Genomic DNA, 14,108 nt, shown 5'->3' with positions numbered 1-14,108 from the left:
GGACCCGGGTACGGCAACGCATGCCGTACCCGGGTCCGTACCGCCGCGCTTCTCGGGCGCCTCAGCGAGAACGCGGCAGGCCTTCGCCGGGCGGCACCGGGTCGGCGGTACCTTCCCGCAGCCACCGGTCGTCCTCGAACTCCGGCGGCACCTCGTCCTCCCAGGGGTCGATCCCCCGTGCCTCGAGCGCGTCGAACCACCGGTCCCGTTGCGACTGCGGCAGACGCGTGCCGCACCACGGACAGAAGGCGATCTCCCGGGAGGCCGTCCCCCCGTCGTGGACGATCAGCCCGTACTCCCGGAACCTCGGTTCGAACCGCACCAGCGCGTCCGGGCAGGCGAAGACGTCGGGGTGCACCCGGCATCGCCCGTCGGCCTGGCGGGTCATCTCGGCGCAGCAGTGATCGATCACTCACACATTCTCCCCGTCGGCGCGCGAGAATCGGAACGGCAGCACGCATCACCCGTATCGCACTCCACGGAAAAGGAAACGAATCCATGACCGAGCAGGACGAACGCTTCGACGTCGTGGTCCTAGGCGCCGGTCCGGGCGGCTACGTCGCCGCGGTCCGAGCCGCCCAGCTGGGCAAGCGCGTCGCCGTCGTCGAGGAGAAATACTGGGGCGGCGTCTGTCTGAACGTGGGCTGTATCCCCACCAAGGCCCTCCTGCGCAACGCCGAACTCGCCCATATCTTCACCCGTGAGGCGAAGACCTTCGGCATCAAGGTCGACGGGCAGGTCTCCTTCGACTACGGGGAGGCGTACCGCCGCAGCCGCAAGGTCGCCGACGGCCGGGTCAAGGGCGTCCACTACCTGATGAAGAAGAACAAGATCACCGAGTTCGACGGCCGCGGCGCTTTCGTCGACGACCACACCCTGCGGGTAACCGGTTACGACGGGGAGATCCGCACCCTCGGTTTCGACCACTGCATCATCGCCACCGGCGCCACCCCCAAGCTGCTCCCCGGCACCAAGCGCAGTGCGCGAGTGGTGACGTACGAGGAGCAGATCCTCGCCGACGACCTTCCGCAGTCGATCGTCATCGCGGGCGCCGGCGCCATCGGCATCGAGTTCGCGTACGTCCTGCACAACTACGGTGTGAAGGTCACGATCGTCGAGTTCCTGGACCGGGTCGCGCCCCTGGAGGACGCCGAGGTATCGGCCGAACTGGCCAAGCAGTACCGCAAGTTGGGTATCGACGTGCTGACCTCCGCCCGGGTGGAGTCCATCGACGAGTCCGGTCCGCGGGTCCGTGTCACGGTCACCGGCAAGGACGGCGCCCAGCAGGTCCTGGAGTCCGACAAGGTGCTCCAGGCGATCGGCTTCGCCCCGAACGTCACCGGCTACGGCCTGGAGAACACGGGCGTGAAGGTCACCGAGCGCGGCGCGATCGACGTCGACGGCCGCTGTCGCACCTCCGTCCCGCACATCTACGCCATCGGCGACGTCACCGCGAAACTGATGCTCGCGCACGCCGCCGAGGCCATGGGCGTCATCGCCGCCGAGACCCTCGCCGACGCGGAGACCATGGAGCTGGACTACGCCATGATCCCGCGCGCCACCTACTGCCAGCCCCAGGTCGCCAGCTTCGGCTACACCGAGGCCCAGGCGCGGGAAAAGGGTTACGACGTCAAGGTCGCGAAGTTCCCGTTCACCGCGAACGGCAAGTCGCACGGCCTCGGCGACACCACCGGTTTCGTGAAACTGATCAGCGACGCCAAGTACGGCGAGCTCATCGGCGGTCATCTGATCGGCCCCGACGTCACCGAACTGCTCCCCGAGCTGACGCTCGCCCAGCAGTGGGACCTCACCGTCCACGAGGTCGCCCGCAACGTCCACGCCCACCCGACGCTGGGCGAAGCCGTCAAGGAGGCCGTGCACGGCCTGGCCGGGCACATGATCAACATGTAGCGGTTCCCCTGCGGGCGGGGTCGTTCACCCGAACGGCCCCGCCTCGCTCGCCGCCGCCGCACGGCCGGGATGTGCTGGCACCACCGGACCGACCCCGGGCCGGACCCGACCGACGGCGAGGGAGTCCGCCATGCCGGAAAGCGGTGTTCCCGCCGACGCGGAGCTGGCCGCCCTCAGGACCCGTATCGCGGCTCTGGAGGAGGAGCGCAGCCGCCCTCCCGCCCACCACCGGATCCGCTCGATCTTCGCGGTCGTCCTCATCGTCCTCGGCTGTGTCCTGGTCCCGCTGGGGCTGGTGGCGGCCTGGACCTCGAGCATCGTGGGCGACACCGACCGCTATGTCGACACCGTCCGCCCGCTGGCCTCCGACAAGGACGTCCAGGACGCGGCCGCCACCCGGGTCACGAACGCGCTGATGGAACGCCTGGACCTCACCGCGCTGCTCCAGGACGCGGCCCCGGCCCAGCGTCCCCTGCTGGAGAAGGCCCTCGGCAAGCTCGGTCCCTCGCTCGAGGACGCCGTCCGCAGTTTCGTGCACGACAAGGCGCAGGCGGTCGTGGCCTCCGACGCCTTCGAGAGGATCTGGACCGACGCCAACCGCCGCATCCACAGTTCCGTCGAGAAGGCCCTGACCGGCAGCGGCGGCGGGGCGGTGAAGATCGAGAACGACACGGTGACGGTCGACCTCGCCCCGGTCGTCGACCAGGTCAAGCAACGGCTGGTGGACTCCGGGATGACGGTCGCGGGAAAGATCCCCGAGATCCACACCAACTTCACGGTCGTCGAGTCCGAGGACATCGGCAAGGTCAAGACCTACTTCCGGATGCTCCAGCTGATCGGCTTCTGGCTGCCCGTCATCGCAGTCCTGCTGGTGGCGGGGGGCGTTCTGCTCTCGACGCACCGCCGCCGGGTCCTGGTCGTCGCCGCGCTCTGCTTCGCCTTCGCCGCGCTCCTGCTGGGCGTCGCCCTGACCGTCTTCCGGGTGATCTACCTGGACGCGCTCCCGGCCGGCGTCTCCCAGGCGGCCGCCGGGTCCGTGTACGACACGCTCATCCGTTTCCTGCGTACCTCCGTGCGGTCGGTGGTCGCGCTCGGCGTGGTGATCGCCCTCGCCGCCTGGCTGACCGGGCCCGGCCGGCACGCCGCTCTGGTGCGGCGGCTCTGGCACTCGGGCATCGGCGCCGTGCGCGCGACCGCCGACCACGCCGGACTGCGCACCGGCCCCGTCGGTCCGTTCGTCGACCGCTACCGCACCTGGATCACCTGGATCCTGGCCGCGGGAGCCGTCCTGGCCTTCGTCCTGTGGCCGTATCCGACCGGCTGGGTCGTGGTCGGCCTCGCCCTCGCCCTGCTCTTCGCACTGGGGATCGTCGACTTCCTCGCGACCCGGCCCCGCCGAAAGGACAGCCCCGCATGAGCTCGCACTCCCCGGCCGGAGAACCGCACGGTGAGATCGGCACCCCCTGGTCCGCGCCCCCCGGCGGCCCGGCCCGGCCCGCCGCGCACGACGGCCCGGCCGGCGCCGTCGTCTTCGCCGGTGTCCTCCTGCTGTGCAGTGGCGTGCTCGCGGTGCTCCAGGGCATCGCGGCCCTCGCGAAGGACGACATCTACGCCCGCGTGGGCTCGTACGCCTACGAACTCGACCTCACCGGCTGGGGCTGGATCCACCTCGTCCTCGGTGTCGTCGCGGCGGCGACCGGCGCCGCCCTCCTCAAAGGCATCACCTGGGCGCGCTTCACGGGTATCTTCCTTGCCGCGCTGAGCCTGGTCACCCAGTTCCTGTTCCTGCCCTACGAGCCGCTCTGGTCGATCGTGGTCATGGGGATCGACGTCTTCGTGATCTGGTCGCTGGCGTCGTGGCCGGAGAGGGCGCGCTGAGGCCGGTGCCACGGCATCCCGGCACCCCGGCGGGGGAGCCGGTGGGCGGTGCGGGCCGGGCGAGGCCGATGTCGGATTCTCGCCAGCGCCGGATCGCCGCCTGGCCGATGCTGGACGTATGCAGAACGGGATGTACACCGATCGCGAGCGCTGTGTGCGCGCCGTGCAGTCCAAGGACGCGCGGTTCGACGGCTGGTTCTTCACGGCGGTCCTGACCACCGGCATCTACTGCCGGCCCAGCTGCCCGGTCGTGCCGCCCAAGCCGCAGAACATGGTCTTCCACCCGAGCGCCGCCGCCTGCCAGCAGGCCGGCTTCCGCGCCTGCAAGCGCTGCCGGCCCGACACGACACCGGGCTCCCCGGAGTGGAACCAGCGCGCCGACCTGGTCGCCCGCGCCATGCGGCTGATCGCCGACGGTGTCGTCGATCGTGAGGGCGTGCCCGGACTCGCGGCCCGCCTCGGCTACAGCACCCGCCAGGTCGAACGCCAACTCCTCGCCGAACTCGGCGCGGGCCCGCTCGCGTTGGCCCGTGCACAGCGCGCGCAGACCGCTCGCCTGCTCATCGAGACGACCGAACTCCCCATGACGGAAGCCGCGTTCGCGTCCGGCTTCGCCTCCATCCGCACCTTCAACGACACCGTGCGCGAGGTCTTCGCGCTCTCCCCGAGCGAACTGCGCGCCCGTGTCCCGCGGAAGAACCCCTCTGCCCGGCCGGCCACACCCGGCACGCTCGCCCTGCGCCTGCCCTTCCGGGCCCCGCTCAACCCGGACAACCTCTTCGGGCACCTCGCCGCGACCGGCGTCCCGGGGGTCGAGGAGTGGCGGGACGGGGCGTTCCGGCGCACGCTCCGGCTGCCGTACGGGCACGGCGTGGTGGCGCTCACCCCGAACCCCGACCACATCGGCTGCCGCCTCACCCTCAGCGACCTGCGCGACCTCACGGTCGCGATCAGCCGCTGCCGGCGCATGCTCGACCTGGACGCCGACCCGGTCGCCATCGACGAACAGCTGCGCACGGATCCGCTGCTCGCGCCCCTGGTGGACAAGGCCCCCGGCCGCCGGGTGCCCCGTACGGTCGACGAGGCGGAGTTCGCCGTACGCGCCGTGCTGGGTCAGCAGGTCTCCACGGCGGCCGCCCGCACCCACGCGGCCCGCCTGGTCACGGCGCACGGTGAGCCGGTCGACGACCCGGAGGGCGGCCTCACCCACCTCTTCCCGACCGCCGAGGCGCTCGCCGCCGTCGACCCCGGCACGCTGGCGATGCCCCGCACCCGCCGTACCACCTTCACCACCCTCATCGGACAACTCGCCGACGGAACACTGAACCTGGGCGTGGAGAGCGACTGGCCGAAGGCGCGCGCCGTCCTGCTCGCGCTGCCCGGCTTCGGACCGTGGACGGTCGACGTCATCGCGATGCGGGCCCTCGGCGACCCCGACGCCTTCCTCCCCACCGACCTCGGAATCCGGCGCGCCGCGAAGGAACTGGGCCTGCCCTCCACCCCGGCGGCGCTCACCGCCCGCGCCGCGGGCTGGCGCCCCTGGCGGGCGTACGCCGTCCAGTATCTCTGGGCGACCGCCAGCCACCCGATCAACTTCCTCCCCGTGTAAGGAACTTCGGTGAAACAGCACACGATCGTCGACAGCCCGTACGGCCCGCTCACGCTCGTCGCCGATGACGGCGTCCTGTGCGGCCTCTACATGACCGCACAGCGGCACCGCCCACCCGAGGAGAGTTTCGGCCCTCGCGGCGACACCCTGTTCGGGGAGGCGGAGGAGCAGCTGGAGGCCTATTTCGCAGGCGAACTGAAGGAGTTCGGTCTCGAACTGCGCCTGCACGGCACCCCGTTCCAGCGTTCCGTATGGGACGGACTGCGGAAGATCCCGTACGGCGAGACCCGCACCTACGGCGAACTCGCCGAAGCCCTCGGCAGTCCGACCGCCTCCCGCGCGGTGGGCCTGGCCAACGGCAGAAACCCCATCGGCATCATCGTGCCCTGCCACCGCGTGATCGGCGCCGGCGGCGGCCTCACCGGCTACGGCGGCGGCCTGGACCGCAAGCGGCGCCTGCTGGACTTCGAGGGCGGCACCGCCCCCGGCGACACGACCCTCTTCTCGCTCGAGGCGTAAGGACCCGTGCGGCTCCCGCCGTGCATGACCTGTGCATGACCTATGCCTGGGAGGACCTTTGCCCGGTGGGGCCCACCGTTCGTCTGGCCTTCACCCAGGCCCGGTCCGGGGCTCCTAGGGTTTGCGGCGCTGCCCCCCCGCACGTCCGTCACTTCTGTCCGGAGGACAGTCATGGCCGCCGTCAAGGCTTCCCAGCGCAATCGACGCCCCCTCGCCGCACTCACCGGGGCCGTCGCCCTCACCGCCACGTCGATCGGCGTGTGGACCGCCACGGCCTCCACCGCCGAGGCGGCCGCTCTCCCGACCCCCGACCACGTGGTGGTCGTGGTGATGGAGAACCACGCCTACTCGCAGGTGATCGGCAGTTCCGGCGCCCCCTACCTGAACAACACCCTCAAGGCGGGTGGCGCCGTCCTCACCCAGTCCTACGGTCTCACCCACCCCAGCGAGCCGAACTACTACATGCTGTTCTCGGGCTCCAACCAGGGCCGTACCGACGACAGTTGCGTCTCGGTCGGGTCGCTCTCCACACCGAACCTCGCCTCGGAGCTGATCGCCGCCGGCAAGACCTGGGCCAGCTACAACGAGTCGCTGCCCAGCCAGGGCTCCACGACGTGCAGCAGCGGCAACTACGCCCAGAAACACAACCCGTGGTTCGGCTTCTCCAACGTGCCGACGAGCAGCGCGAAGACCATGGCGCAGTTCCCGACCGACTACACGACCCTGCCCAAGGTCTCCTTCGTCGTACCGAACCTGTGCAGTGACATGCACGACTGCTCGGTCTCCACGGGCGACACCTGGATCAAGAACAACCTGGGCGCGTACGCCACCTGGGCCAAGACGCACAACAGCATCCTCGCCGTCACCTTCGACGAGGACAACAAGCTGTCCGGCAACCGCATCCCCACCGTTTTCTACGGGCAGCACGTCACGCCCGGCAGCTCCAGCTCCACCACCTACAACCACTACAACGTGCTGCGGACCGTGGAGGACCTGGCGGGTCTGAGCGCGCACGCGGGCAACGCCTCCTCGGCGTCCGACATCACCGGCATCTGGAACTGACGCCCGTGTATCTCGCGGACTCCCGCAGCACCAAGCCCGCCGCCGTGCCCTCCACCGTGCTGGCCCTGGGTGCCGTCAGCCTCATCACGGACGTCTCCTCGGAGATGGTCACCGCCGTCCTGCCGCTCTACGTCGTCGCGGGCCTCGGCCTCTCCCCGCTCGGGTTCGGGCTCCTGGACGGCATCAACAACGGCGTCGGGGCCCTGGTCCGGCTGGCCGGGGGCCATCTCGCCGACCGGGGAGGCCGTCGGCACAAGGTGGTGGCCGGCCTCGGCTACGGCCTGTCGGCGTTGTGCAAGCCGTTGCTGCTGCTCGCCCACACCCTCCCCGTGATCAGCGCCGTGCTCGCCGCCGACCGCACCGGCAAGGGGCTGCGCACCGCCCCCCGCGACGCGATGATCTCGCTGGCCACCGAACCCCGGCACCGGGGACGGGCGTTCGGAGTGCACCGGGCCATGGACACCACCGGGGCACTGCTCGGCCCGCTGGTCGCCTTCGCCGTGCTGCGGGCCACCGTCGACGGCTACGACGCGGTCTTCGCGGTCAGCGGCTGCGTCGCCGTGCTCGGAGTCCTGGTACTGGTGCTCTTCGTGCCCCGCCACATCGTCCCCGCCGGCGCCGCGCACCCACCCGAACCGGCCCGGCCGGTGCTGCGGGACGCGCTCGGGCTCCTGCGCCGCCCCGAGCTGCGCGGGATCACCGTGTGCGCGACCCTGCTCGGCCTGACCACCGTCAGCGACTCCTTCCTCTATCTGCTGCTCCAGCGCGAAGGGGCCCTGCCCGCCCATCTCTTCCCGCTGCTGCCGCTGGGCACCGCCGCCGTCTTCCTGCTGCTCGCGTTGCCGCTCGGCACGCTCGCCGACCGCGTCGGCAGCCGCCGGCTCTTCCTGGCCGGCCACGCGGTCCTGCTGCTCGGCTACCTCCTGGTGCTCTCCCCCTGGCACGGCGCCCCCGCCGTGGTCGCCGTCCTCGTCCTGCACGGCACCTTCTACGCCGCCACCGACGGGGTTCTCGCGGCCGCCACCGCCGGCGCCGTACCGGACCGTCAGCAAGGAGCCGGTCAGGCACTGGTCGGCACCGGCCAGGCACTGGCCCGCTTCCTCTGCTCGCTCGCCTTCGGCGCGGCCTGGAGCCTGTGGGGCGGGCGCACCGCCCTCGCCGTCACCGCCGCCGCGCTGGCCGTGAGCGCCGTCGTGGCCTCGTTGGTCCTGCGGACCACCGAGGTGCCCGCAACCACCGATGAGGTGACCGTATGACCCGGACAACCCGCCTGATGGTCCTGCTGGTCGCCGTGGTGCTGCTCGGCGCGGTCGGCACCGGGTCGGTGCTGTACGCCGCCCACCGGTCGGGCCTGCGGGACGAGCAGCAGGCCGACGGTCCGACGGTGCGGGCCGGTACCGTCTCGCTCCGGCCGACGTCCGGCCGCCGGCTGCTGGTGCGCAACCTGGCCTGGGGCCCGCATCGCGACGAGATCGCCACCGTGCCCGCCGACGACCCGCAGGGGCCGCGCACCGCGTCGGGCGTCAAGTGCCTGCGCTTCCACGCGGCTGCCGGAACCGGCATCTGCCTCCAGGCGGTGCACGGCGCGCTGGAGGACACCTACCGGGCCGTGGTGCTCGACGCGCACCTGCACGCGCTGCACAGCTTCCCGGCGGCGGGTGTCCCCACCCGGGCCCGGGTCTCGCCCTCCGGCCATCTGGTGGCCTGGACGGTCTTCGTCAGCGGAGACTCCTACGCCGGCACCGCCTTCTCCACCCGTACTGCCGTCGTCGACACCCGGACCTGGGCCGTCGACGACAATCTGGAGACCTTCCGCATCGTCAAGGACGGCCGGACCTACCGCGCGGCGGACCTCAACGTCTGGGGTGTCACCTTCGCCGACGACACCCGCTTCTACGCCACGGTGGCGACCGGCGGCCGGACCTACCTGGTCCGCGGCGACCTCGCCGCCCGCACCCTCACCACCCTGCACGGCAACGTCGAATGCCCCTCCCTCTCACCCGACGGAACCCGGATCGCCTACAAGAAACGCGTCAAGGGAGCCTCGCCGGACGCCCCCTGGCGGCTGTACGTCCTCGACCTGCGCACCCTGAAGGAGACCGCGACCGCCGAGCAGCGCAACATCGACGACCAGACCCTGTGGGCCGACGACTCCACCCTCGTCTACGCCCTTCCCGGCGACTACGGCTCGGACCTGTGGACCGTCCCCGCCGACGGCAGCGGCGCGGCCCGCACCCTCATGACCTCCGCCGTGGCCCCCGCCTACCTGGGGTGAGAGTGCTCACCGTCAGAGCTCCGTCCGCGTCGGCTCCCGCACCGGCCTCGGCAGGGCCGGCCCGATCGGCTCCCGGACGACGTCGTCGGCGAACCCGTCCTACGGCGTCGGCTCGGCGTCGACGACGACCGGCGGGTCGCGAGCGCATGTCGCGGCGCCCCGGCCGGTGTTACCGTCCCGGCATGGCCAAGGTCGCTGTCTCGCTCGACGCCGAACTCGTCGTCGAAGTCATGGTGCTCACCGGTGTGGGCAACCCCCAGGACGCCGTCGAACTGGTCGTGCGCGACTACATCGAGCGCGGCCATCGCACGGAGGCCAGGACCGCCGTCCGGGACGAGGCCCTGCGCGAGGTCGACGGCAAGCCGCGCGACGTCGAGGGCTGAGCGGGCCGGGGCCGGCGGGCGGCGGCTCAGCGGGCGGGACGGCCGTTCTCCAGTTCCGCCGTCGTCGAGCCGTCCGCGAGCGCGTCCAGGGCGGCCAGGACCCGGTGACCCGGCGCGCCCGGCAGATGGTCGGCGAGCTCCTCGTGCGGGACCAGCCGCCAGGACAGCAACTCCGACTCCTGGAGGCGGATCGCCTTGAGGTCGTCCGAGCCGAGGACCCCGCCGTCGTACACGTACGCCGTCAGCGGCGGCCGGTCCGGGCCGATCGCCCAGTCGACCGCGAGCAGCCGGCCGAGCTCACGGTCGAGACCGATCTCCTCGAGCGTCTCGCGTCGCGCGGCCTGCCGCGGGCTCTCACCGGCGTCGGACTCGATCGTGCCGCCCGGCAGCGCCCAGCCCGCCCGGTAGTTGGGCTCGACGAGCAGGACCCGCCCCTCGGCGTCCCGGAAGATCGCGGCAGCGGCGGCCAGGACACGGGGCAGGGAGGCGATGTACGCCGCGAAGTCGGGCGTGCCGGGGATGCTCATCCGGCAAGCCTAAGGGCGGCAAGCGTACGGGGCGGGAAGCGTACGGGCGGCCGGGGGAAGGGATGCGGGGGATCGGGGTGCGTGCCGGGGAAGGGGTGCCGGGCCGGTCGCGTAGCGGCTCAGCTCTCCGCCGGGCGGTCCCGCTCCTCGACCAGCCGCAGCGTCCGCCGCGCCAGCTCGCTGATGCGCGCGCCGTCAAAGCCGAACACCGCGCTGCGCACGGTGTCCTCCAGCGGCTCCGTCCACTGCGGCGGGATCGCCGAGGCGCCGGTCAGGACACCGGCCACCGAACCGGCCGTCGCGCCGTTGGAGTCGGTGTCCAGGCCGCCGCGCACGGTGAGCGTGACGGTCCGGGTGAAGTCGCCGTCGCCGTACAGGAGACCCGCGGTGAGGACCGCGGCGTTCGGGACGGTGTGGATCCAGCCCAGGCCCGCCGTCTCCTCGGTCACCGTGGCGAGCGTGTCCTCCCAGGTCATGCGGGTGTCGTGGAGGGAGGCGACCCGGCGGACGGTCCGGGCGAGCCGGCTGCTCGCCGGGACGACGCCCAGCGCCACGTCCAGCGCGTGGCGCACCGTCGGCGCGGTGAACGCCGCCGAGATCAGCGCCGCCGCGAACATCGCGCCGTACACGCCGTTGCCGGTGTGCGAGAGCACCGCGTCCCGGCGGGCGAGGGAGGCGGCGCGGCGGGGGAGCCCCGGGCAGGTCCAGCCGTAGATGTCGGCGCGGATCAGGGCGCCGATCCACTCCTGGTACGGGTTGTCGTACGTCGCCGTCAGCGGCGGCTTCAGTCCCGCCGTGAGGTTGCGGTAGGCGGCCCGCTCGGCGGTGAACGTCTGGAGGTACGGCAGCCGCAGCAGCCACAGGTCGCCGACCTGCTCGGTACTGAAGCCGAAGCCGTGGGTCTCCAGCAGGTCGAGCCCGAGGATCGCGTAGTCGACGTCGTCGTCGCGGCAGCTGCCGTGGATGCGGCCGCGCACGCACTCCCGCCACTCCGGGCGCAGCCGCAGGCCGTCCTCCGCGGTGGCCGGCTCGGGCAGGTAGTCGGTGAGCGGCAGGGCTGCGGCCCGCCGCAGATAGCGGTCGATGCGCTCGCGCGTCCACAGGTCGCCCTGCTCGACCGGTTTGCCGAGCATGTTGCCCGCGATCCGGCCCAGCCAGCCCCCGAGGACGCGGTCGGCGAGCTCCGGCTCGCCGCCCACAGGGGTCATGGCTCCGGTCTACCCGATTCCGGTGACGCCCGCGAGGGTTGCGACGGTCCACAGGCGCCGCTCAGGGTTGTTCCAGGGTCCGGGCACCGCATGACGGCGGGGGCGCCTTCCGGTTAAGGTCGCAGCGGCGCGACTGGCCCTGACGTGCGCGGGGCCCGGAGAGCAAGGGGATGCAAGGTGACGGACGCTCCAGCGCGGGGCACCCGACGGGTGCTCGTGGCCGCGGACAAGTTCAAGGGCTCGCTGACGGCCGTGGAGGTCGCCGAGCGGGTGACGGCCGGGCTGCGCCGGGTCGTGGCGGACCTCGAGGTGGAGGCCCTGCCCGTCGCCGACGGCGGTGACGGCACCGTCGCCGCGGCGGTCGCGGCAGGCTTCGAACGCCGGGAGGTGCGGGTCGCCGGACCTCTCGGGCAGGAGGTGACCGCCGCGTTCGCGGTACGCGGCGACACCGCGGTCGTGGAGATGGCGGAGGCGAGCGGCCTGCAGCGGCTCCCGGCCGGCGTCTTCGCGCCCCTCACGGCGTCGACGTACGGCTCGGGCGAGCTGTTGCGGGCCGCGCTGGACGCGGGAGTGCGGACGATCGTCTTCGGGGTCGGAGGCAGCGCCACCACGGACGGCGGCGCGGGCATGCTGTCCGCGCTCGGCGCGCGGTTCCTCGACGAGGACGGCGAGCCGGTGGCCCCGGGCGGCGGCGGTCTCGCGGCGCTGGCCCGCGCCGACCTGTCGGAGCTGGATCCCCGGCTGGCCTCCGTGGAACTGGTCCTGGCGAGCGACGTCGACAATCCGCTGACCGGCCCCAAGGGCGCACCGGCGGTGTACGGCCCGCAGAAGGGCGCCTCGCCGGACGACGTCGAGACGCTGGACGCGGCGCTCACGCACTACGCGGAGGTACTGGAGACGGCCCTCGGGTCGAAGGCGGCGGAGTACGCCGCCGCACCGGGCGCGGGCGCCGCGGGCGGCATCGGCTACGGGGCGCTGCTCGTCGGTGCCCGGTTCCGCGCCGGCATCGAGGTCATGCTCGACGTGCTGGGCTTCGCGCCGGCGCTCGAGCGGGCCGAGCTGGTGATCACCGGTGAGGGCTCGCTGGACGAACAGACCCTGCACGGCAAGGCCCCCGCGGGCGTCGCCGCGGCGGCCCGGGCGGCGGGCAAGGAGGTCGTCGCCGTCTGCGGCCGCCTCGCCCTGCCCCCGGCGGCGCTGGGCCGGGCCGGCATCCGCCGCGCCTATCCGCTGACGGATGTCGAGCCGGACGTGGCGACCTGCATCTCGGACGCGGGACCGATCCTGGAACGGGTCGCGGAACAGATCGGCCGGGACTTCCTGAGCTGAGCGGGGGCTACGGCAGGGGGATCAGGTCGCCGTCGGTCTCCCTGAAGTAGCTGCCGCTGGAGAGGCCCTCCACCTTGCTCTTCTTGAACCACTGCTTCGAGAAGTGGTGGACGGTCTTCGCGGTGGTCTCCCAGACCAGGGAGTGGCCCGCGCCGGCCAGGCAGACCATCAATGTCTTCGGTCCCTTGACGGCGTCGTAGAGGGCCGGCACGGAGAAGCGCAGGATGTCGGGGAACGTCGCCGGGCTGTTCGCCGTCCTGTCCAACTCCCCGTAGACGATGAGCAGGGGGACCCGCTTGCCGAGCACCCGCGTGCCGACCGGGTTCTCGTACGGCGCGGTCTGGCTGTTCCAGCCCCACGAGTACGTGTTCCGGTACCGCAGGACACCCTCGTACACACCCGGTGCCTCCTCGGGGCCCCACTTGCCGGCGAGGGGGTCGTCCTGCAGGCAGGCGTCCCACGCGCGCTCGTCGATGCCGGGCTCCCACAGGGCGGGGGTGCTCGTCAGCGACGCCTTGAACCCGGTCTTGCCGGCCACGTGCATCGGGAAGCCGAACAGGTTGGGAGGGGTGGACACGGGCAGCGTCGACACACCGGACGGGCGTCCGAAGGGATCGGCGAGGTTCCCCGACCACCGCCCCTTCGGCGGGAACACCGGGGCGAGCAGGAACAGGCTCTCGACGTCCTCGGGATGGCGGAGCGTGTAGGGGCCCATGACGAGCGCGGCCGCGGACCAGCCGACGAAACGAATCGGCTTGTCCAGGCCGGGCACGGCCCTGATGTACTTGACCACCGCTTCGAGCTCTGCCGCCTCGCTCTCCGTATTGCCGAGCTCGTGCGGGTACGGGGGCAGGCTCGAGCAGGGTTCCGGAAGCGGGTTGGGAACGAGGACGGACTGCTGCTGCGTCGGGTTGGCGTTGCACGGCTCGTCCATCACCTTCGGGCGTGGTGACCGGCCGGACCCCTGGAGATCCATGATGAAGACGTCGTAACCGTCATGCGCGAGTTCCTGGGCCCAGCTGTACCGGGTGGCGTGCCCGTTGGACACCGGCGCCAGGTCGAACCCCGCCAGTGCCGGGACGCTTCTGCCGTGCAGCATGAGGACCGGCTTGTGCGGGTTGCTGCCCTGGGTGCCGTCGTACTCCCGGACGGGGAGCAGCACCGGGTCTCCGAAGTTCGCGGGGATCTTCGAGACGTGCGGTACCAGATGTTCCCTGAGGACGAGTGAGGCCATGGCCGTCTCCCGAAGGGTGCGAAGGGGGTGATTCTCGTACAATCCCCCCTTCTTCTACCGTCCTCCTCTTCCTCACGCTCTGCAACCGCGCGCTGATCGCCGGTAGTTGACGGTGCAAGGTCACAGGCGGACGACCTTGAACGCGAAACGGGTGCGGCCCGGACCTCCGAGGT

At 72.0% G+C, this 14,108-nt stretch carries 14 protein-coding genes; 10 read left to right on the top strand and 4 right to left on the bottom strand.

Annotated features, from left to right (window positions below):
• Positions 1-61 precede the first annotated feature (61 nt).
• Entirely contained in the window at positions 62-412 is a 351-nt protein-coding gene (locus tag ACFVYS_RS43200) for a DUF6980 family protein (protein WP_389511297.1), read from the bottom strand.
• A gap of 86 nt (positions 413-498) precedes the next feature.
• Here ACFVYS_RS43200 and lpdA point away from each other — a divergent pair, with 86 nt between their 5' ends.
• The 9 genes from lpdA to ACFVYS_RS43155 all read left to right on the top strand — a co-directional run bounded on the left by lpdA (position 499) and on the right by ACFVYS_RS43155 (position 9,637).
• Positions 499-1,911, top strand: a complete 1,413-nt coding sequence (lpdA, locus tag ACFVYS_RS43195; RefSeq protein ID WP_389511295.1) for a dihydrolipoyl dehydrogenase — start codon at positions 499-501, stop codon at positions 1,909-1,911.
• A 130-nt stretch (positions 1,912-2,041) separates the two neighbouring features.
• A complete protein-coding gene (locus ACFVYS_RS43190; protein WP_389511293.1) occupies positions 2,042-3,328 on the top strand; it encodes a hypothetical protein in 1,287 nt (428 codons plus the stop codon).
• Positions 3,325-3,789: a hypothetical protein gene (locus ACFVYS_RS43185; protein WP_389511291.1), complete on the top strand. Its 465-nt coding sequence runs from the start codon at positions 3,325-3,327 to the stop codon at positions 3,787-3,789. The genes ACFVYS_RS43190 and ACFVYS_RS43185 overlap by 4 nt, the downstream gene beginning before the upstream one ends.
• A gap of 118 nt (positions 3,790-3,907) precedes the next feature.
• On the top strand, positions 3,908-5,398 hold the full coding sequence (locus tag ACFVYS_RS43180; RefSeq protein ID WP_389511289.1) for an AlkA N-terminal domain-containing protein: 1,491 nt from the start codon (positions 3,908-3,910) through the stop codon (positions 5,396-5,398).
• Positions 5,399-5,407: 9 nt separating this feature from the next.
• Positions 5,408-5,917: a methylated-DNA--[protein]-cysteine S-methyltransferase gene (locus ACFVYS_RS43175; protein WP_389511287.1), complete on the top strand. Its 510-nt coding sequence runs from the start codon at positions 5,408-5,410 to the stop codon at positions 5,915-5,917.
• 171 nt (positions 5,918-6,088) lie between these two features.
• On the top strand, positions 6,089-6,979 hold the full coding sequence (locus tag ACFVYS_RS43170; protein WP_389511285.1) for an alkaline phosphatase family protein: 891 nt from the start codon (positions 6,089-6,091) through the stop codon (positions 6,977-6,979).
• Between the two features lie 5 nt (positions 6,980-6,984).
• A complete protein-coding gene (locus ACFVYS_RS43165; RefSeq protein WP_389511283.1) occupies positions 6,985-8,235 on the top strand; it encodes an MFS transporter in 1,251 nt (416 codons plus the stop codon).
• Positions 8,232-9,254 (top strand): TolB family protein, encoded by a 1,023-nt coding sequence (locus ACFVYS_RS43160; RefSeq protein ID WP_389511281.1) that lies wholly within the window; start codon positions 8,232-8,234, stop codon positions 9,252-9,254. The genes ACFVYS_RS43165 and ACFVYS_RS43160 overlap by 4 nt, the downstream gene beginning before the upstream one ends.
• 182 nt (positions 9,255-9,436) lie before the next feature.
• A complete protein-coding gene (locus tag ACFVYS_RS43155) occupies positions 9,437-9,637 on the top strand; it encodes a type II toxin-antitoxin system VapB family antitoxin (protein ID WP_054241626.1) in 201 nt (66 codons plus the stop codon).
• Positions 9,638-9,663: 26 nt separating this feature from the next.
• Here ACFVYS_RS43155 and ACFVYS_RS43150 read toward each other — a convergent pair whose 3' ends face one another.
• Entirely contained in the window at positions 9,664-10,164 is a 501-nt protein-coding gene (locus tag ACFVYS_RS43150; RefSeq protein WP_389511279.1) for an NUDIX domain-containing protein, read from the bottom strand.
• 119 nt (positions 10,165-10,283) lie between these two features.
• Positions 10,284-11,372: an ADP-ribosylglycohydrolase family protein gene (locus tag ACFVYS_RS43145; RefSeq protein ID WP_389511277.1), complete on the bottom strand. Its 1,089-nt coding sequence runs from the start codon at positions 11,370-11,372 to the stop codon at positions 10,284-10,286.
• A 210-nt stretch (positions 11,373-11,582) separates the two neighbouring features.
• On the opposite strand from ACFVYS_RS43145, the gene ACFVYS_RS43140 reads away from it, so the two are divergent.
• The gene (locus ACFVYS_RS43140) at positions 11,583-12,701 is read left to right on the top strand and encodes a glycerate kinase (protein WP_389511299.1); all 1,119 of its coding nucleotides are present in this window, start codon (positions 11,583-11,585) and stop codon (positions 12,699-12,701) included.
• 7 nt (positions 12,702-12,708) lie between these two features.
• Here ACFVYS_RS43140 and ACFVYS_RS43135 read toward each other — a convergent pair whose 3' ends face one another.
• Positions 12,709-13,935: an alpha/beta hydrolase gene (locus tag ACFVYS_RS43135; RefSeq protein WP_389511275.1), complete on the bottom strand. Its 1,227-nt coding sequence runs from the start codon at positions 13,933-13,935 to the stop codon at positions 12,709-12,711.
• Positions 13,936-14,108: the final 173 nt, after the last annotated feature.

It is taken from the genome of Streptomyces sp. NPDC058295 (assembly GCF_042880655.1).
Classification (GTDB): Bacteria; Actinomycetota; Actinomycetes; order Streptomycetales; family Streptomycetaceae; genus Streptomyces; species Streptomyces coriariae.
This window is presented reverse-complemented; position numbering and strand designations above follow the sequence as displayed.